15 protein-coding genes and 1 pseudogene are annotated in these 18,410 nt (G+C 73.0%); 13 read left to right on the top strand and 3 right to left on the bottom strand.

Features of this window, described 5'->3' with window-relative positions:
* Positions 1-236: 236 nt before the first annotated feature.
* From CNQ36_RS21805 to CNQ36_RS21845, 9 genes are all read left to right on the top strand, one after another.
* Positions 237-1,091: a bifunctional methylenetetrahydrofolate dehydrogenase/methenyltetrahydrofolate cyclohydrolase gene (locus CNQ36_RS21805; protein ID WP_004926834.1), complete on the top strand. Its 855-nt coding sequence runs from the start codon at positions 237-239 to the stop codon at positions 1,089-1,091.
* Positions 1,081-1,587, top strand: a complete 507-nt coding sequence (locus CNQ36_RS21810) for a DUF3017 domain-containing protein (RefSeq protein WP_004926831.1) — start codon at positions 1,081-1,083, stop codon at positions 1,585-1,587. Before CNQ36_RS21805 ends, CNQ36_RS21810 begins: the two co-directional genes overlap by 11 nt.
* Before the next feature lie 577 nt (positions 1,588-2,164).
* Complete coding sequence (locus CNQ36_RS21815) at positions 2,165-3,295, top strand: helix-turn-helix domain-containing protein (protein WP_121547220.1); 1,131 nt, start codon at positions 2,165-2,167, stop codon at positions 3,293-3,295.
* Between the two features lie 427 nt (positions 3,296-3,722).
* Positions 3,723-4,712 carry a malate dehydrogenase gene (locus tag CNQ36_RS21820; protein ID WP_004926822.1) on the top strand — a complete coding sequence of 330 codons (990 nt, stop codon included), beginning with the start codon at positions 3,723-3,725 and terminating at the stop codon, positions 4,710-4,712.
* A gap of 261 nt (positions 4,713-4,973) precedes the next feature.
* Positions 4,974-6,494, top strand: a complete 1,521-nt coding sequence (locus tag CNQ36_RS21825) for an aldehyde dehydrogenase family protein (RefSeq protein ID WP_121547221.1) — start codon at positions 4,974-4,976, stop codon at positions 6,492-6,494.
* Between the two features lie 91 nt (positions 6,495-6,585).
* Entirely contained in the window at positions 6,586-8,145 is a 1,560-nt protein-coding gene (locus tag CNQ36_RS21830) for a GMC family oxidoreductase (RefSeq protein WP_121547222.1), read from the top strand.
* The gene (locus tag CNQ36_RS21835; protein ID WP_121547223.1) at positions 8,145-9,296 is read left to right on the top strand and encodes a quaternary amine ABC transporter ATP-binding protein; all 1,152 of its coding nucleotides are present in this window, start codon (positions 8,145-8,147) and stop codon (positions 9,294-9,296) included. Before CNQ36_RS21830 ends, CNQ36_RS21835 begins: the two co-directional genes overlap by 1 nt.
* The gene (locus tag CNQ36_RS21840) at positions 9,296-11,245 is read left to right on the top strand and encodes an ABC transporter permease (protein WP_121547224.1); all 1,950 of its coding nucleotides are present in this window, start codon (positions 9,296-9,298) and stop codon (positions 11,243-11,245) included. The genes CNQ36_RS21835 and CNQ36_RS21840 overlap by 1 nt, the downstream gene beginning before the upstream one ends.
* Before the next feature lie 3 nt (positions 11,246-11,248).
* Complete coding sequence (locus CNQ36_RS21845; RefSeq protein WP_121547225.1) at positions 11,249-12,199, top strand: ABC transporter substrate-binding protein; 951 nt, start codon at positions 11,249-11,251, stop codon at positions 12,197-12,199.
* Positions 12,200-12,208: 9 nt separating this feature from the next.
* On the opposite strand, the gene CNQ36_RS21850 is transcribed toward CNQ36_RS21845, so the two are convergent.
* Both CNQ36_RS21850 and CNQ36_RS21855 read right to left on the bottom strand, forming a co-directional pair.
* Positions 12,209-12,688, bottom strand: coding sequence for a carboxymuconolactone decarboxylase family protein (locus tag CNQ36_RS21850; RefSeq protein WP_121547226.1), 480 nt, complete (start codon positions 12,686-12,688; stop codon positions 12,209-12,211).
* Complete coding sequence (locus CNQ36_RS21855) at positions 12,685-13,185, bottom strand: carboxymuconolactone decarboxylase family protein (protein WP_004926801.1); 501 nt, start codon at positions 13,183-13,185, stop codon at positions 12,685-12,687. Before CNQ36_RS21855 ends, CNQ36_RS21850 begins: the two co-directional genes overlap by 4 nt.
* A gap of 46 nt (positions 13,186-13,231) precedes the next feature.
* On the opposite strand from CNQ36_RS21855, the gene pdxR reads away from it, so the two are divergent.
* From pdxR to CNQ36_RS21875, 4 genes are all read left to right on the top strand, one after another.
* Positions 13,232-14,614: a MocR-like pyridoxine biosynthesis transcription factor PdxR gene (gene pdxR, locus CNQ36_RS21860; RefSeq protein ID WP_121547227.1), complete on the top strand. Its 1,383-nt coding sequence runs from the start codon at positions 13,232-13,234 to the stop codon at positions 14,612-14,614.
* A 151-nt stretch (positions 14,615-14,765) separates the two neighbouring features.
* A complete protein-coding gene (locus CNQ36_RS21865) occupies positions 14,766-15,107 on the top strand; it encodes a hypothetical protein (protein WP_121547228.1) in 342 nt (113 codons plus the stop codon).
* 7 nt (positions 15,108-15,114) lie between these two features.
* A complete protein-coding gene (locus tag CNQ36_RS21870; RefSeq protein WP_121547229.1) occupies positions 15,115-16,299 on the top strand; it encodes a glutathionylspermidine synthase family protein in 1,185 nt (394 codons plus the stop codon).
* 293 nt (positions 16,300-16,592) lie between these two features.
* Positions 16,593-18,047, top strand: coding sequence for a glycine hydroxymethyltransferase (locus CNQ36_RS21875; protein ID WP_004926790.1), 1,455 nt, complete (start codon positions 16,593-16,595; stop codon positions 18,045-18,047).
* Positions 18,048-18,064: 17 nt separating this feature from the next.
* Here the strand turns inward: CNQ36_RS21875 and CNQ36_RS21880 are convergent.
* Positions 18,065-18,322: pseudogene (locus CNQ36_RS21880) on the bottom strand (sigma factor); the annotation flags it as partial.
* Positions 18,323-18,410 lie beyond the last annotated feature (88 nt).

Below are 18,410 nucleotides of genomic sequence, written 5' to 3' on the forward strand. Positions count from 1 at the left end.
CGGCGCGGAGGAAGTTCTACAGATGCGGTCCGTCCCCCCGGTTCTGCCCGCGGCACTGTGCCCTCATCGTTCTTGACCGTTCCTTTCCTTGTCCAGCGGTGCGCCGCAGGTGTTGTGCAAGTGCAACATCACCGATCTTGGCCGCAAACAGCCCATACGTGATCGGGCGCCGTCGCGGCCGCCCGTCATACGGGCGGATTGGAACCGGGGGCCCGTCATCCGCGAGGATGGGAACCATGACCGCCCAGATTCTCGATGGCAAGGCCACCGCAGCAGAGATCAAGTCCGATCTGACCGCCCGCGTGGCGGCGCTGAAGGAGAAGGGCGTCACGCCCGGCCTCGGCACGATCCTCGTGGGGGAGGACCCCGGCAGCCAGAAGTACGTCGCCGGAAAGCACCGCGACTGCGCCCAGGTGGGCATCGCCTCCATCCAGCGCGAACTGCCGGGCACGGCCACGCAGGAGGAGATCGAGGCGGTCGTCCGCGAGCTGAACGAGGACCCCGCCTGCACCGGTTACATCGTCCAGCTGCCGCTGCCCAGGGGCATCGACGAGAACCGCATCCTCGAACTGATGGACCCGGAGAAGGACGCCGACGGCCTCCACCCGATGAACCTCGGCCGCCTCGTCCTCAACGAGCCGGCCCCCCTGCCCTGCACCCCCAACGGCATCATCACCCTGCTGCGCCGCCACGGTGTGGAGATCAAGGGCGCCGAGGTCGTCGTCGTCGGCCGCGGGGTGACCATCGGCCGCCCGATGCCCCTGCTGCTGACCCGGCGCAGCGAGAACGCCACCGTGACCCAGTGCCACACCGGCACCCGCGACCTGGCCGCCCACCTCCGGCGCGCGGACATCATCGTGGCCGCCGCGGGCAGCGCGCACCTGATCCGCCCCGAGGACGTCAAGCCGGGCGCGGCCGTCCTGGACGTCGGTGTCTCCCGCAGCGCCGAGGGCAAGATCGTCGGCGACGTCCACCCCGGCGTGGCCGAGGTGGCCGGCTGGGTCGCCCCGAACCCCGGCGGCGTCGGCCCGATGACCCGGGCCCAGCTGCTGGTCAACGTGGTCGAGGCGGCGGAGCGCAGTGTCGGCTGAGCGGAAGACCCCCGACGCCTCCCCGGCCGCCGAGGAGCGGGAGCGGGCCGAGGACGTCACGGTCCGCGACGCCGTCAGCGCGCCCGACGCGGAGGGCAGGCCGCGCCGCGCCACCCGCCGGTTCCCGCTGTTCACGCGGGACACCGCGCGCCCCGAGGGCGGAGGCAGGGCGGCGCCCGGTGACGCCCCCGCGCCGGCCCGTCAGTGGCCGATCCTCGCGGTGCTGCTCACAGTGGGACTGGGACTGCTGCTGACCGCGCTCGACCTGTTCCGGCTCGGCACGCTGCTGATCGGTGTCGCCCTGGTGGCCGGGTCGCTGCTGCGCTGGCTGGTGCCGGACGTCGGCATGCTCGCGGTGCGGTCACGGTTCACGGACATCGTCACGTACGGCGGTCTGGGGCTGGTGATCGTGCTGCTGGCGCTGATGGTGCAGCCGAATCCGATACTGGTGATCCCGTTCCTGAAGGACACGCTGCACTTCACCGTGAGCGGCTAACGGTCCTCGACGCCCTTGACGCCCTCGACGCCGTTCCGTACGGCGGCCCGTCCGCACCCCCGTGAGAGGACGGGCCGCCGTCGGGGACAACATTCCTGCACGGTGAAGTGGCTGTTCAACGGTCTGCCTGGCGCTGTGGCACGGAAGTGACCGTTCCGGTACGGCGTCCGGAATCCCCGTACACGCTTGCGATGTGAGCGCCCGTGTCGAGGGGCGGGCGGGGGTGGGCCACGCTGCCCGCCCTCGCGGAGTGCGGCGGCGGCGCTCGGTTCCGGTGTCCACGCCCGGACAAAAATGGTGTTGTACGACGAAGTGGTGGGACGTCGGGCTAGCGTGGACGAAGGGCAGGCGGGCCGGGTTCCGTTCGGTCGTGGGGGTGACCGGTGGGACACTGGACCACCAGTGAGTAGGCGTGCGACGGTGCCTGCGCGCGGCCCCCGTGCTCCCGTGCGCCCTCACCCCGGGAACTGAGACCCTGCCTCGCGGCATCCTCGTGGGTAGCCACAACGGGGACTCGGTAAGGGGCACCATGCGCGAGGGAACGACCAGCACCAGCCGGGGGGAAGAGGGGTAAGCAATGCCTCGTTGGAAGGCCTTGCCGGATGAGCTCGATCCGCAGATCAGGGAGTTCACGAGCCAGCTCAGGCGGCTGGTGGACCGCAGCGGCCTGAGCGTCGCGTCGGTCTCCGACCGCACGGGCTACAGCAAGACGTCCTGGGAGCGTTATCTGAACGGCCGGCTGCTCGCGCCCAAGGGCGCGATCGTGGCCCTGGCCGAGGTCACCGGGACCAACCCGATGCACCTCACGACCATGTGGGAGCTGGCCGAGCGCGCCTGGAGCCGTTCGGAGATGCGCCACGACATGACGATGGAGGCGATCCGGATCTCGCAGGCGCGCGCCGCGCTCAGCGAGTTCGCCGGACCGTCCTCGGGCGGCGGCGCCCGCAAGGGCGGGGCCGCGGTCCGTCCGGGCGTCGCGGGTCCTGCGGGGGTCGCGCCCGGCGTGCCGCCGCAGCCGACCGCCTCGGACGTGCGCGACGCGTCCGGCGCCGTGCGGCAGACCGGCGGGCGGGACGGCTCGCCGGGGACGAACTCCTGGGGGGTCGCCGCACCGGCCGGCGGGCGCACGCCGGAGTTCCCGGGGGCGTACGGCGCGCCCCCCGCGGACGTGTCCGGTCACGGCCGCACGGGCGGGCCCGGCCGGTCCGGCGGCAGGCGGCGGACGTCGATGTTCGTCGCCGGAGCGGTGGGCGCGCTGGTGGTGGTCGCCGCCGCGTTCTACGTCATGGGGACCGAGGGCGACAGGAAGAAGGACGACGCCCAGGCCTCCCCGTCGCCCAGCGCCACCGCGAGCGTGAAGCTGCCCCCGGGCGTGAAGTGCGGCGGCGACGACTGCGCCGGCAAGGACGCCGAGGCCATGGGGTGCAGCGGCGACCTCGTCACCACCACGCAGACCGCCGCCGTCGGCACCGCCATGGTGGAGGTCCGCTACAGCGAGATCTGCGGTACCGCCTGGGGCCGCATCACCCAGGCAGCGCAGGGCGACAGGGTCGAGATCGGCGCGGGCACGGCCGAGAAGCAGAGCGACACCATCACGGCCGCCGGCGACACGGTCACCTACACCCCGATGCTGCCGGTGAAGAACGCGCAGGACGCGAAGGCCTGCGCGGTGCTGGCCGCCACCGGCGAGAAGGGCTGTACCGGGTAGCGCCCCGCGACGGGCTCGCACGCCACCTGTATGAGCCCATTCGGGCTCATATATGTGGGGGAACCGTGGGGAAGTGAATGAGCCCGCGAAAGGCGGGCAGGCGACAAGTACCCCCACGGGATTCCGGCACAGTCGGTCCCCGACGGCGGCCGCCCCGCCCCCACCTCTCCCGGACGGTGCGGCCGCCCCTTCTCTTCGCCCCCGGCTACCCGCGTACGCGGCCCGTCACTCTGTGGGACGGGCCACAGGGAGCCCGGCCGTCCGCGCCCGTGGATGCGCGATAGCCTGGCCGCTGGATCTCTCTTGACGCCAAGAGATCGATCATGCGAACCGATGATCGATCATCGTGGCCGGTCACGAGCCGGAGCGGGATCCCGCACCCCGGGGCAGGGACCGCCCCACCGCCAGCTGTCATACGGAGAACGCCATGACCCGCACTCCCGTGAACGTCACCGTCACCGGCGCGGCCGGCCAGATCGGTTACGCCCTGCTCTTCCGCATCGCCTCCGGCCAGCTGCTCGGCGCGGACGTGCCGGTCAAGCTGCGCCTGCTGGAGATCACCCCGGCGCTCAAGGCCGCCGAGGGCACCGCGATGGAGCTGGACGACTGCGCGTTCCCGCTCCTGCAGGGCATCGACATCACCGACGACCCGAACGTGGCCTTCGACGGCGCCAACGTCGGCCTCCTCGTGGGCGCCCGCCCGCGGACCAAGGGCATGGAGCGCGGTGACCTCCTCGAGGCCAACGGCGGCATCTTCAAGCCGCAGGGCCAGGCCATCAACGCCCACGCCGCGGACGACATCAAGGTCCTGGTCGTCGGCAACCCGGCCAACACCAACGCCCTGATCGCCCAGGCCGCCGCCCCGGACGTGCCCGCCGAGCGGTTCACCGCCATGACCCGCCTGGACCACAACCGCGCGCTGACCCAGCTCTCGAAGAAGACCGGCGTCCCGGTCTCCGAGATCAGGAAGCTGACGATCTGGGGCAACCACTCCGCCACCCAGTACCCGGACATCTTCCACGCCACGGTCGCCGGCAAGAACGCCGCCGAGGTCGTGAACGACGAGAAGTGGCTGGCCGAGGACTTCATCCCGACCGTCGCCAAGCGCGGCGCCGCGATCATCGAGGCCCGTGGCGCCTCGTCGGCCGCGTCCGCCGCCAACGCCGCCATCGACCACGTGTACACGTGGGTCAACGGCACCGCCGAGGGTGACTGGGCCTCCATGGGCATCCCGTCCGACGGCTCCTACGGCGTTCCGGAGGGCCTGATCTCCTCCTTCCCGGTCACCGTCAAGGACGGCAAGTACGAGATCGTCCAGGGTCTGGAGATCAACGACTTCTCCCGCGCCCGGATCGACGCCTCCGTCAAGGAGCTCGAGGAGGAGCGCGAGGCGGTCCGCGGCCTCGGCCTCATCTGATCCGACGCGTTCCAGGCTCAGGCCTCGCAGGGCCCCGCACCGGTTCCCCCGGTGCGGGGCCCTGTGCGTTGGGCGAGCCGTGACGGCTCGCCTGCGTTATGGGCGTTATCTTCCGTTCTGCCCTTGGTTTCGGTGACGCGACCCACTCCCGGCCATCGATTCCGCATGCATACGGGACCGATGGGCAGAAGCACCCGGTCCCGTGGACGACACCCGTGTCACTCACGGGCGCCGAACAGGAACGGAAGGCAGTCACCGATCATGGCGGACAGTACGGAACTCCGGGCGCGCGGCACCATCCACGCGGGGGGCGAATGGCGGGCGGCCGTCTCCGGGGCCACGCGCGAGATCCTCGACCCCGCCTACGCCCTGCCGTTCGCCGTGGTCGCGGAGGGCGACGAACGGGACACCGACCTCGCGGTGGCCGCCGCCCGCCGCGCCTTCGACGAGGGCCCCTGGCCGCGCACGCCCGTCGCGGAACGGGCCGCGCTGCTGCGCCGCGTCGCCGCACTGCTCACCCGGGACCGGGAGGAACTCGGCCTGCTGGAGAGCCGGGACGCGGGCAAGACCGTCGAGGAGGGGCGCGTCGACATCGACTGTGTCGCCGACGCCTTCCGCTACTTCGCCGACCTGGTCGCCGGGGAGGCCCCGGGGCGGGTCGTCGACGCGGGCACGCCCGACGTGCACAGCGTCGTGGTGCACGAGCCGGTCGGTGTCTGCGCGCTGATCACGCCCTGGAACTACCCGCTGCTCCAGGCCAGCTGGAAGATCGCTCCGGCGCTCGCGGCCGGCAACACCTTCGTGGTCAAGCCCAGTGAGATCACCCCGCTGACCACCGTCGCCCTCATCGACCTGCTGACCGAGGCCGGACTCCCCGCCGGGACGGCCAACATCGTCACCGGACCCGGCCACACCGTCGGCGCCCGCCTCGCCGAGCACCCCGACGTGGACCTGGTCTCCTTCACCGGCGGGCTGGTCAGCGGCACCAAGGTCGCCCAGGCCGCCGCCCCCGGCGTGAAGAAGGTGGCCCTCGAACTCGGCGGCAAGAACCCCAACGTCGTCTTCGCCGACGCCTGCGCCACCGACGACGGCTTCGACACCGCCGTCGACCAGGCGCTCAACGCGGCCTTCATCCACAGCGGCCAGGTCTGCTCCGCGGGCGCGCGGCTGATCGTCGAGGAGACCGTCCGCGACCGCTTCGTCGCCGAACTCGCCCGCCGCGCCGAGCGGATCAGGCTCGGCCGCGGCACCGAGGACGGCGTGGAGTGCGGCCCGCTGGTCTCCGCGCAGCAGCGCGCGAAGGTCGAGGCGTACGTCGAGTCCGCGCTCCAGGAGGGTGCGGTGCTGCGCTCCGGCGGCAAGCGGCCCGAGCCGTCCGCCGCCCGCCCCGAGGCCGGCTACTTCTACGAGCCGACCGTCCTCGACCGCTGCCACCGCGAGATGCGGGTCGTCCGCGAGGAGGTCTTCGGACCGGTCCTCACCGTCGAGACGTTCCGCACCGAGGACGAGGCCGTCGCCCTCGCCAACGACACCGAGTACGGGCTGGCCGGGGCCGTGTGGACCGCCGACGCGGGCCGCGCCCGCCGGGTGGCCGGACGGCTGCGCCACGGCACCGTGTGGATCAACGACTTCCACCCCTACCTCCCGCAGGCGGAGTGGGGCGGCTTCGGCAGGAGCGGAGTGGGCCGCGAGCTCGGGCCCGCCGGTCTCGCCGAGTACCGCGAGACCAAGCACGTCTACCAGAACCTGGCGCCCAGGCCGGTCCGCTGGTTCGCGGGCTGAACCGCGGCACGCCCGGCGACGGCCCCGGCCGGCCCCTCCCCAAGCCGCGACCCACCCACCCGTCCCGACTCCCCGGAGGAGTACCACCAGGATGCCCGCTCACACCCACGAACCCGATCACCCGCCCCTCCGCGACCACACCTACGACTACGTCGTCGTGGGCGGCGGCACGGCAGGCTCCGTCATCGCCTCCCGGCTGACCGAGAACCCGGACGTCACCGTCGCCGTCATCGAGGGCGGCCCCAGCGACGTCGGCCGCGACGACGTGCTGACGCTGCGCCGCTGGATGGGCCTGCTCGGCGGCGAGCTCGACTACGACTACCCCACCACCGAGCAGCCGCGCGGCAATTCGCACATCCGGCACAGCCGGGCCCGCGTCCTCGGCGGCTGCTCCTCGCACAACACGCTCATCGCGTTCAAGCCGCTGCCGTCCGACTGGGACGAGTGGGAGCGGGCCGGCGCCGAGGGCTGGGGCGCGGTGCCCATGGAGGCGTACTACGCCCGGCTCAAGAACAACATCGTCCCGGTGGACGAGAAGGACCGGAACGCCATCGCCCGCGACTTCGTCGACGCGGCGCAGCAGGCCCTCGGGGTCCCCCGCATCGAGGGCTTCAACCAGAAGCCCTTCACCGAGGGCGTCGGCTTCTTCGACCTCGCCTACCACCCGGAGGACAACAAGCGCTCGTCGGCGTCGGTGGCCTACCTCCACCCGGTGATGGACGAACGCCCCAACCTCACCCTGCTGCTGGAGACCTGGGCGTACCGGCTGGAGCTGGACGGCACCCGCGCCGAGGGCGTCCACGCGCGCACCAAGGACGGCGAGGAGATCCTCGTCCGCGCGCGGAACGAGGTCGTCCTGTGCGCCGGCGCCGTCGACTCGCCGCGCCTGCTGCTGCACTCCGGCATCGGCCCCCGCGGGGATCTCGAAGCGCTCGGCATACCGGTGGCGCACGACCTGCCCGGCGTCGGCGAGAACCTGCTCGACCACCCCGAGTCGGTGATCGTCTGGGAGACGGACGGACCCCTCCCCGAGAACTCCGCGATGGACTCCGACGCCGGCCTCTTCGTGCGCCGCGACCCCGAACACCCCGGCCCCGACCTGATGTTCCACTTCTACCAGATCCCGTTCACGGACAACCCGGAGCGACTGGGCTACGAACGCCCGCCGTTCGGCGTCTCGATGACCCCCAACATCCCCAAGCCCAGGAGCCGGGGCCGGCTGTACCTCACCAGCGCCGACCCGTCCGTGAAGCCCGCCCTGGACTTCCGCTACTTCACCGACGAGGACGACTACGACGGCCGCACCCTGGTCGACGGCATCCGCGTCGCCCGCGAGATCGCCAGGACCGAACCCCTCGCCCAGTGGCTCAAGCGCGAGGTGGCCCCGGGACCGGACGTCACCGGGGACGAGGAGCTCGGCGAGTACGCCCGTAAGGCCGCGCACACCGTCTACCACCCGGCGGGAACCTGCCGCATGGGCGCCGCGGACGACGAACAGGCCGTCGTCGACCCCGAGTTGCGGATCCGCGGACTGGAGGGCATCCGCGTCGCGGACGCCTCCGTCTTCCCGACGATGACCGCCGTGAACCCCATGATCACGGTCCTGATGGTCGGCGAGCGTGCCGTCGACCTGATCGGCGGTGGTGCGTGATGAGCACCGCGACCGCGAGCACCACTCCCGTCTTCTCCGTCGAAGGGCTGTGGAAGGTCTTCGGCCCGAAGGCCGGCCGCGTCCCCGCCGACCCCGAACTCGCCGCCCTCGACCCGGCCGGGCTGCGCTCCCGCACCGGCTGCACGGCCGCCGTCCGGGACGTCTCCTTCGACGTCCGCAAGGGCGAGGTCTTCGTCGTCATGGGCCTGTCCGGCTCCGGCAAGTCCACGCTGGTGCGCTGTCTGACCCGGCTGATCGAGCCCACCGCCGGCACCATCGCCATCGACGGCGAGGACGTCCGCGCCATGGACAGGGCCCGGCTGCGGGCCCTGCGCCGGCACCGGGCCGCGATGGTCTTCCAGCACTTCGGCCTGCTGCCGCACCGCACCGTCCTCGACAACGTCGCCTACGGCCTGGAGATCCAGGGCATGGGCAGGGCGGAACGCCGGGAGCGGGCCGCCGAGGTCGTCGCCAAGGTCGGCCTGGAGGGCATGGAGCGGCGCAGGCCCGCCCAGCTCTCCGGAGGCCAGCGCCAGCGCGTCGGCCTGGCACGGGCGCTGGCGGTGGACCCCGAGGTGCTCCTCTTCGACGAGCCGTTCAGCGCGCTCGACCCGCTGATCCGGCGCGACATGCAGGAGGAGGTGGTGCGGCTGCACCGCGAGGAGGGCCGCACCATGGTCTTCATCACCCACGACCTCCAGGAGGCCCTGAAGCTCGGCGACCGCATCGCCCTGATGCGCGACGGCGGCGTGGTCCAGCTCGGGACGCCGGAGGAGATCGTGGGCTCGCCGGCCGACGACTACGTCCGCGAGTTCGTCCGTGACGTCCCCCGCGAACAGGTCCTGACCGTCCGCACGGCGATGCGCCCCGCCTCCTCGGCGGAGGAGGCCGCCACGGGCCCGGCGGTACGCCCCGACGCCACCGTCTCGGAAGCCATCGAGGCGGTCTCCCGCGCGGGCAGCACGGCCCGCGTCCTCGACAAGGGCAGGTGCCTGGGCGTGGTCGACGCGGCCGCACTCCTGGACGTGGTCGCGGGACTCGCGGGTGCGGGCAGTCGTGCCGCCGGGGCGGCGCGGGCGGGCGCGCCGGCGCCGGCTGAGCGCCGCGAGCTGAAACCCCCCACCGCCACCACCACCGAGGAGCCGGTGTGATGGCAGCGCTCACAGCGACGACCCGGAAGACGTCCCCACCGGGCATCCCGGCGAACGGAGCCGCCCGCAAGCTCCTCGCCCTCGCCCTGCTCGCCGCCGTCCTCGTCCCCCTGGCCGCCGCCCGCTGGTCCAGCGGCACCTGGCCCGAGGCCCTCACCGTCGACGTCTCGGCCCCCCTCGCCGCGACCAGCGACTGGATCATCGACAACCGGGACACCCACCCCCTGTTCCTGCACTTCCTCGGCCATGTCAGCAACGCCGTGGTCCTCTCCGTACGCGCGGTCTACCTCGCCCTCCTCGCCGTCGGCTGGGCGGGAGTGACCGCCGTGTCGAGCCTGGTCGCCTGGCGCGTCGCGGGCGTCCGCCTGGCGCTGGGGACCGCCGCCGCGTTCCTCGCCTGCGGCCTGCTCGGCATGTGGGTCCCGACCATGCAGACGCTCGCGCTCATGGTGGTGGCGGTGGCCGCGTCCGTCCTCGTCGGCGTGCTCCTCGGCCTCGCCGCCGGGCTCTCCGCCCGGATGGACCGTGCGCTGCGCCCGGTCCTCGACACCATGCAGGTCCTGCCGGCCTTCGCCTACCTCCTGCCCGTCGTCCTGGTCTTCGGCATCGGCGTCCCCGCGGCCGTCCTGGCCACCGTCGTCTACGCCGCCCCGCCCATGGCCCGGCTCACCGCCCTCGGGCTGCGCGGCGCCGACAAGGAGGTGCTGGAGGCGGTCGAGTCACTCGGGGCCACCGCCCGCCAGCGCCTGCTGACCGCCCGCATCCCGCTGGCCCGCAGGGAACTCCTCCTCGGCCTCAACCAGACGATCATGATGGCGCTGTCCATGGCCGTCATCGCCTCCGTGATCGGCGCCGGAGGTCTCGGCGACCGCGTCTACCAGGCGCTGGCCTCGGTCGACGTGGGCGCCGCGCTCGCCGCCGGCATCCCGATCGTGCTGCTCGCCGTCGTCCTCGACCGGGTGACCGGCGCGGCCGGCGCGCGCCTCGGCCGGGAACCCGCCCCGCACGCCCGCGCGCGGTGGGCGTACGCCCTGGCCGCCGCCGCGGCCGTCGCGGTCGCCGGACGTCTCGCCGGCCGCCTGGAGTGGCCCGACGGCTGGGTCCTGGGCATCGCCGAACCGGTCAACCGGGCCGTCGACTGGATGACCGACCACCTGTACTCCGGCGTGCCCGTGATCGGCGGCACCGCCGACTGGGCGGGCCACTTCACCACCTGGGTCCTCGACCCGCTCCGCGACGGACTGCAGTGGCTGCCCTGGTGGTCGGTCCTTCTGCTGGTCGCCGTCCCGGCCTGGCTGATCGGCACCTGGCGCACCGCGCTCACCGCCGTCCTCGCCATGGCCGCGATCGGGGTGCTCGGCGTGTGGAACGCGTCGCTGGACACGCTCTCCCAGGTCCTCGCGGCCGTCGCCGTCACCCTCGTCATCGGCCTCGCGACCGGTGTCGCCGCGGCCCGCAGCGACCGCTTCGCACGGCTGCTGCGCCCCGTCCTGGACGTGTTCCAGACGATGCCGCAGTTCGTGTACCTGATCCCCGTCGTCGCCCTGTTCGGCGTGGGCCGCGCCCCGGCCGTCGCCGCCGCGGTCGTCTACGCGCTGCCGGCCGTCGTCCGCATCACCGCCCAGGGCCTGCGCCAGGTCGACCCGGCCGCCCTGGAGTCCGCCCGCTCGCTGGGCGCGACCGGCGGGCAGCAACTGCGGCAGGTGCAGCTGCCGCTGGCCCGCCCCGCCCTGCTGCTCGCCGTCAACCAGGGCGTCGTCCTGGTCCTCGCCGTCGTCATCATCGGCGGCCTGGTCGGCGGCGGCGCGCTCGGCTACGACGTCGTCTTCGGCCTCGCCCAGGGCGACCTGGCGACCGGCCTGGTCGCCGGTGCCGCGATCGTCTGCCTGGGGCTGATGCTCGACCGGGTGACACAGCCGACCGAGCGCCGTACGGCGAAGGGAGCCTGAACCATGTCCCGTACGCGATTCACGGCGGCCGCCGCCGTGCTGGTGCTGGCCACCGGCTGCGGCGCCGCCGACATGACCACGCAGTCGTCCCCCTTCGCCAACGCGCGGGGCGCCCGGACGGTCACCCTGTCCGTGCAGTCCTGGGTCGGCGCACAGGCCAACGTGGCCGTCGCCCAGTACCTGCTGGAGCACGAACTCGGCTACCGCGTCGACACCGTCCAGGTCGACGAGGTGCCGGCCTGGGACGCGCTCAGCCAGGGCCGCGTCGACGCGATCCTGGAGGACTGGGGGCACCCCGAGCAGGAGCGGCGGTACGTCCGGGACAAGAAGACGATCGTGCCCGGCGGCGACCTCGGCGTCACCGGGCACATCGGCTGGTACGTGCCGACGTACTTCGCCGAGCGGCACCCCGACGTCACGGACTGGAAGAACCTCAACAAGTACGCCGACCGGTTCCGCACCCCGGAGAGCGGCGGCAAGGGCCAGCTGATGGACGGCTCGCCGTCCTACGTCACCAACGACAAGGCGCTGGTGAAGAACCTGAAGCTGGACTACCGGGTGGTGTTCGCCGGCTCCGAGGCCGCGCAGATCACCCAGATCAAGCAGTTCGCCAAGGAGCGCAAGCCCTTCCTCACCTACTGGTACACCCCCCAGTGGCTCTCCGAGAAGGTGCCGATGACCGAGGTGAAGCTGCCCGCGTACGAGGAGGGCTGCGACGCCGACCCGGAGAAGGTGGCCTGCGCCTATCCGGTCACACCGCTGCAGAAGTACCTCAACGCGGACTTCGCCGGGCACGGCGGCGAGGCGGCGGACTTCCTGGAGAGGTTCCGGTGGACGACGGAGGACCAGAACGAGGTGTCCCTGCTGATCGCCGAGCAGAAGCTGTCACCGCGGGACGCGGCACGCAAGTGGGTGGACGGCCACGAGTCCACCTGGCGGAAGTGGCTGCCCTGACCCGCCGGTTCACCAGGCGGTGCCGCCCGGCGGGATCCGGCGGGCCACCATCAGCCGGTTCCAGCTGTTGATGACGGTGATCAGGGCGACGAGGTGAGCGAGCCGGGCGGCGTCGAAGTGCGCGGCCGCCCGCTCGTACACCTCGTCGGGCACGAACCCTCCCCCGGACTGCGGCCGGGAGGCGCCCCCGGTCGGCACGGTGACCGCCTCCGTCAGCTCCAGCGCCGCCCGCTCCCGCGCGTCGAAGACGTCGTCCCCGGCCTCCTCCCAGGCGTTCAGCAGGCCGAGCTGCGCCTCGGTCACCGCGCCGTCCTCGCGGGCGAGGGCGAGGTGCATGTCGAGGCAGAAGGCGCAGTGGTTGAGCTGCGAGGCGCGGATCTGCACCAGCTCGGCCAGCCCCGGATCGCCGAGGCCCTCCCTGGCGGCGGCGCCCATCGCCCGCAGCGCGGTGCGGACACCGGCGTCGAGACGGGTCGTCCGTGCCGTCATGCGTGCTGTCCCGGCGTGTAGTGGCCGGGGGCCCTCCGGCAGGTCACGCCGAACCGGTTCCAGGCGTTGATCACCGTGATCGCGGCGATCAGCTGCGCCAGCTCCGCCTCCCCGAAGTGCTCGGCGGCCGTCGCGTACACCTCGTCGGGCACGAACCCGTCCGTCAGGACCGTGACGGCCTCCGTCAGCTCCAGGGCGGCGAGTTCCCGCTCCGTGTAGAAGTGCCGCGACTCCTCCCATGCGCTGAGCTGGACGATCCGCTCGACGCTCTCGCCCGCCGCGAGCGCGTCCTTGGTGTGCATGTCCAGGCAGAGGGCGCAGTGGTTGAGCTGGGAGGCGCGGATGTTCACCAGCTCGCGCAGCGTGGGGTCGAGGCCCTTACGGGCGGCGGCGTCCAGCCGGATCATCGCCTTGTAGACCTCGGGCGCGTGCTCGGCCCACTCCAGCCGGACGGGCGGCTCGGGGGCGTACGTCGGGTGTGTCGCTGTGGTGGTCATGCCTCGACCCTAGGAGCGGACCGGCCCGGGGGTATGGTCCACTTCCATGGCGGAACACCGGGCCACTTCGGGCATCGACCTGCACCTCGAACCGGCCGGCCCCGGCCTGCGCCGCGGCCTGACCGACGCCCTCCGCGAGGCCGTCCGCACCGGCCGGCTCGCCCCCGGCACCCGGCTGCCCTCCTCCCGTTCCCTCGCCGCCGACCTGGGCATCGCCCGCAACACCGTCGCCGACGCCTACGGCGATCTGGTCGCCGAGGGCTGGCTCACCGCACGCCAGGGCTCCGGCACCCGCGTCGCCCCCCGCGAGGTGCCCCGGCCGCCCGCCCCCGCCGCCCCCCGGCGCGCACCCGGCAGGCTGTCCCACGACCTCGTCCCCGGCACCCCCGACCTCTCCTCCTTCCCGCGCGCCGAATGGCTCAGGGCCACCCGCCGCGCCCTCGCATCCGCCCCGCACGACGCCCTCGGCTACGGCGACCCGCGCGGCCGCCCGGAACTGCGCGCGGCCCTCACGGACTACCTCGCGCGGGTCCGGGGCGTACGGGCCGACGCCGAACGGATCGTCGTCTGCTCCGGCTTCGCCCACGGCCTCCAGCTGCTCTGCGAGGTGCTGCGCGCCCGGGGCGCCCGCACCCTCGCCGTGGAGCCCTACGGACTGGACGTCCACTGGGACCTGGCCGCCCGCGCCGGCCTGACCACCACCCCGCTGCCCTTCGACGCGCTCGGCACCCGCGCGCAGGACCCGGGCGACGCCGACGCCGTGCTGCTCAGCCCGGCCCACCAGTTCCCCCTCGGCGGGGCGCTGCGGCCGGAGCGCCGCGCCGCCGTCGTCGACTGGGCCCGCCGCACCGGCGGACTGATCCTGGAGGACGACTACGACGGCGAGTTCCGCTACGACCGCCAGGCCGTCGGCGCGCTGCAGAACCTCGACCCCGATCACGTGGTCCACCTCGGCACGGCCAGCAAGTCCCTCGCGCCGGGACTCCGGCTCGGCTGGATGGTGCTGCCCCCCTCCCTCCTCCCGGACGTCGTCGCCCACGGCGGCGGACGCTCCGTCAGCGCCCTCGAACAGCTCACCCTCGCCGAGTTCCTCACCTCCGGCGCCTACGACCGCCACGTCCGCGCCGCCCGCCTCCGCTACCGCCGCCGCCGCGACTCCCTGGCCGGGGCCCTGGCCGACCGGGCGCCCGACGTGCGCGTCACCGGCGTCGCGGCCGGCCTGCACGCCGTCCTGCAACTCCCGCCCGGCACCGAGCAGTCCGTCGTCCAGGCAGCCACCTGGCAGAACCTCGCCGTGCACGGCCTCTCCCGCTACCGCCACCCCGCCGCCGGCGGCACCGCCGGCGACGCCCTGGTGGTCGGCTACGCCACCCCGCCGGACCACGCCTGGTCCGGCACGCTGGAGGCCCTGTGCCGGGCCCTGCCGTGACGCGCCGGGCCGGCCATAACGGATCAAGCGCCGCAAAGGGTCTGCGGGGAAGTGCCGCCGGCGGGGGGCTCCTTCACGGGGCCCGCGGGTGGTCTCTAGGCTTGCCGCCGCGAGCCGGGACAGGTGACCCGGGGGAGTACGAGGGGGAGTCATGGCTCAGACGCGGCGGCGGTTGAGGTCCAGCACGGTGGTGCTCGGGGGCATGGGTGTGCTCGCGGCGGCGTTGACGTCGTGCGGGTCGGACCCGGACCGGCGGTGCGTGGACCGGGACAGCTACGACTACCTCGACGGCTACAAGATCGTCGCCGACAAGAACTGCAAGTCCTCGGGCACGACCTCCGGTTCGGTCGGCAAGGGCGGCGTGTCCCGGGTCGACGCCGACTGGTACTACGACGCCGACGTCAGCGACGGCTACGCCGACTACGGCACCTTCAGCCGCAGCGAGGCCGTCGACCGGGGCGGCTTCGGCTGCTCCGGCAGCAGCGGCGGCTGAGCGGCCCGTGGAACGCCGCACCGTCGAGCCCCGCCCCGGCTGGCAGCAGACCGTCGAGGAGCAGGGGCTCATCTATCCGCTCACCCGGTACCCCGACGGCTCCCTGCGCCCCTACTGGGACGAGAGCGCCTACTACGTCTTCACCCTGGACGAGGTCGAGGCGCTGGAGGAGGTCGTCGAGGAACTGCACGGCATGTGTCTCGCGGCGGCCGAGCACATCGTCACCGCCGGCCGGTTCGCCGACCTCGGCATCACCGACCCGCGCGTCGTCCGCGTGGTCGCCGAGGCCTGGCAGCGGCGTGCCGAACTCCCCTCCGTCTACGGCCGCTTCGACCTCCGGTACGACGGGACGGGCCCGGCGAAGCTGCTGGAGTACAACGCCGACACCCCGACCTCCCTGGTGGAGGCCGCCTCCCCGCAGTGGTTCTGGATGGAGGAGCGCTTCCCCGGCGCCGACCAGTGGAACTCCCTCCACGAACGCCTCGTCGACGCCTGGAAGAAGCAGGCCGGCCTCCTCCCGCCGGGCAGCCCCCTGTACTTCGCCCACTCCTCCGCCGACGAGCTCGGCGAGGACCTCATGACCGTCGCCTACCTCAAGGAGACCGCGGAGCAGGCCGGCCTCGCCACCGAATGGCTGTCGATGGAGGAGATCGGCTGGGACCGCCTCTCCGGCCGCTTCGTCGACAACGGGCTCCGGTTCATCCGCAGCATCTTCAAGCTGTACCCCTGGGAGTGGCTCACCACCGACCGCTTCGCCGGCCATGTGCTCGACACCCTCGACAACGGCGGCGGCACCGGGACCACCCTGTGGATCGAGCCCGCCTGGAAGATGCTCCTCAGCAACAAGGCCCTGCTGGCGATCCTCTGGGAGCTCTACCCCGGCCACCCCAACCTCCTCCCCGCCCACCTGGACGGCCCGCGGGAGCTGGCGGACACCACCGGCTGGGTCGCCAAACCCCTGCTCGGCCGTGAGGGCGCCGGCGTGACCCTGCACGAGCCCGGTACCGACCCCGTCCTCCGCGACGAACCCTGCTGCTACCAGCAACTCGCCCCCCTCCCCACCTTCGACGGCAACCACGTCGTCCTGGGCGCCTGGGTGGTGGAGGACGAGTCGGCCGGCCTGGGCATCCGCGAGTCCTCCGGCCCGGTGACGGACGAGTACGCCCGCTTCCTGCCGCACGTGATCCTGTGAACAGGGCTCACGAGGAGCGCCCCTCCAGGGGCGCGGGGAACTGCGCGTCCAGGCCCCACGCGCCCGGGGAGGCACGCACACGGCCACCCGGCCGTCGCCGTGGCCCGCATGGTGGACGCCGCACCTCGGCACCCCGTGCCACCCGGTAGCCTGACGGCGGGCTGTGACTGGCGTGCAGGGATGGGAACAACCATCGGGAAGCGGCCCCCGGGACCGTGCCCCGCCGGGACCGGCACATGTGCCGTGCGCCTGGGCCGTACCGTGAACGCAGAACGCCACGTCCGGAGGTCCCCATGTCAGCCGCCGAGCAGCCGCTCACCCCCGCGTCCACCGCCTTCCGCTCCGCCCTCGACGTGATCCGCGCCGTCGAGCCCCGCGTGGCCGACGCGATCGGCCAGGAGGTCGCCGACCAGCGCGAGATGCTCAAGCTGATCGCCTCCGAGAACTACGCCTCCCCGGCCACCCTCCTCGCGATGGGCAACTGGTTCAGCGACAAGTACGCCGAGGGCACCGTCGGCCGCCGCTTCTACGCCGGCTGCCGCAACGTCGACACCGTCGAGTCGCTCGCCGCCGAGCACGCCAAGGAGCTCTTCGGAGCCCGCCACGCCTACGTCCAGCCGCACTCCGGCATCGACGCCAACCTCGTCGCCTTCTGGTCCGTCCTCGCCGACCGCGTCGAGGCCCCCTTCCTGCGGAAGACCGGCGCCCGCCAGGTCAACGACCTCTCCGAGGCCGACTGGGCCGAGCTGCGCCAGGCCTTCGGCAACCAGCGCATGCTCGGCATGTCCCTGGACGCCGGCGGCCACCTCACCCACGGCTTCCGCCCGAACATCTCCGGCAAGATGTTCGACCAGCGGTCCTACGGCACCGACCCGGCCACCGGCCTGATCGACTACGAGGCCCTGCGCGTCTCCGCCCGCGAGTTCAAGCCGCTGATCATCGTCGCCGGCTACTCCGCCTACCCCCGTCTGGTGAACTTCCGGATCATGCGGGAGATCGCCGACGAGGTCGGCGCGACCCTCATGGTGGACATGGCCCACTTCGCCGGTCTGGTCGCCGGCAAGGTCCTCACCGGCGACTTCGATCCGGTCCCGCACGCCCAGATCGTCACCACCACCACCCACAAGTCGCTGCGCGGCCCGCGCGGCGGCATGGTGCTGTGCGACGACTCCCTCAAGGACCAGGTCGACCGCGGCTGCCCGATGGTCCTCGGCGGCCCGCTCCCGCACGTCATGGCCGCCAAGGCCGTCGCCCTCGCCGAGGCCCGGCAGCCCGCCTTCCGGGACTACGCCCAGCGCATCGTCGACAACTCCCGCGCCCTCGCCGAGGGCCTGATGCGCCGCGGCGCCACCCTGGTCACCGGCGGCACCGACAACCACCTCAACCTGATCGACGTCGCCACCTCCTACGGCCTCACCGGCCGCCAGGCCGAGGCCGCCCTGCTCGACTCGGGCATCGTCACCAACCGCAACGCCATCCCCGCCGACCCCAACGGCGCCTGGTACACCTCCGGCATCCGCATCGGCACCCCCGCGCTCACCACGCGCGGTCTGGGCACCGCCGAGATGGACGAGGTCGCCGGTCTCATCGACCGCGTCCTCACCACCACGGAGCCCGGCACCACCAAGTCCGGCGCCCCCTCCAAGGCCGCCCACGTCCTCGACGCCAAGGTCGCCGACGAGATCTCCCGCCGCGCCACCGACCTGGTCGCCGGCTTCCCGCTCTACCCGGAGATCGACCTCGGCTGAGGCAGCCCGACCCTGCTCGACGCGCCCCGCGGCGGTCCGGTCATGTACCGGGCCGCCGCGTGCCCGTCGCGCACGGTGTTCCTCGACTCGTCGGCCACGATCGACGGCAGCCACGGCCGGAACGCCATGCCGTCCCGGAACCGGCCCAGCGCGCGGTACGCCTTGACGAAGGCCTGCTGCACCACGTCCTCCGCGTACGCCTCCGGCTCCCCGGCGCGTGCGCGTGCGGTCACCGCGGCCTCATCGACGGTGCGGCCCCCCTCCCGCGTCCTCACTCTCCTGTTACACCGCCGGGGACGAATGGGTTCCCACCTGTTTCCGGTCGGTTCCGGACCGCCCCGCGGGACCTGAGAGAATGGTGTG

Origin of the sequence: Streptomyces fungicidicus, assembly GCF_003665435.1 — a bacterium.
GTDB classification, from domain to species: Bacteria; Actinomycetota; Actinomycetes; order Streptomycetales; family Streptomycetaceae; genus Streptomyces; species Streptomyces fungicidicus.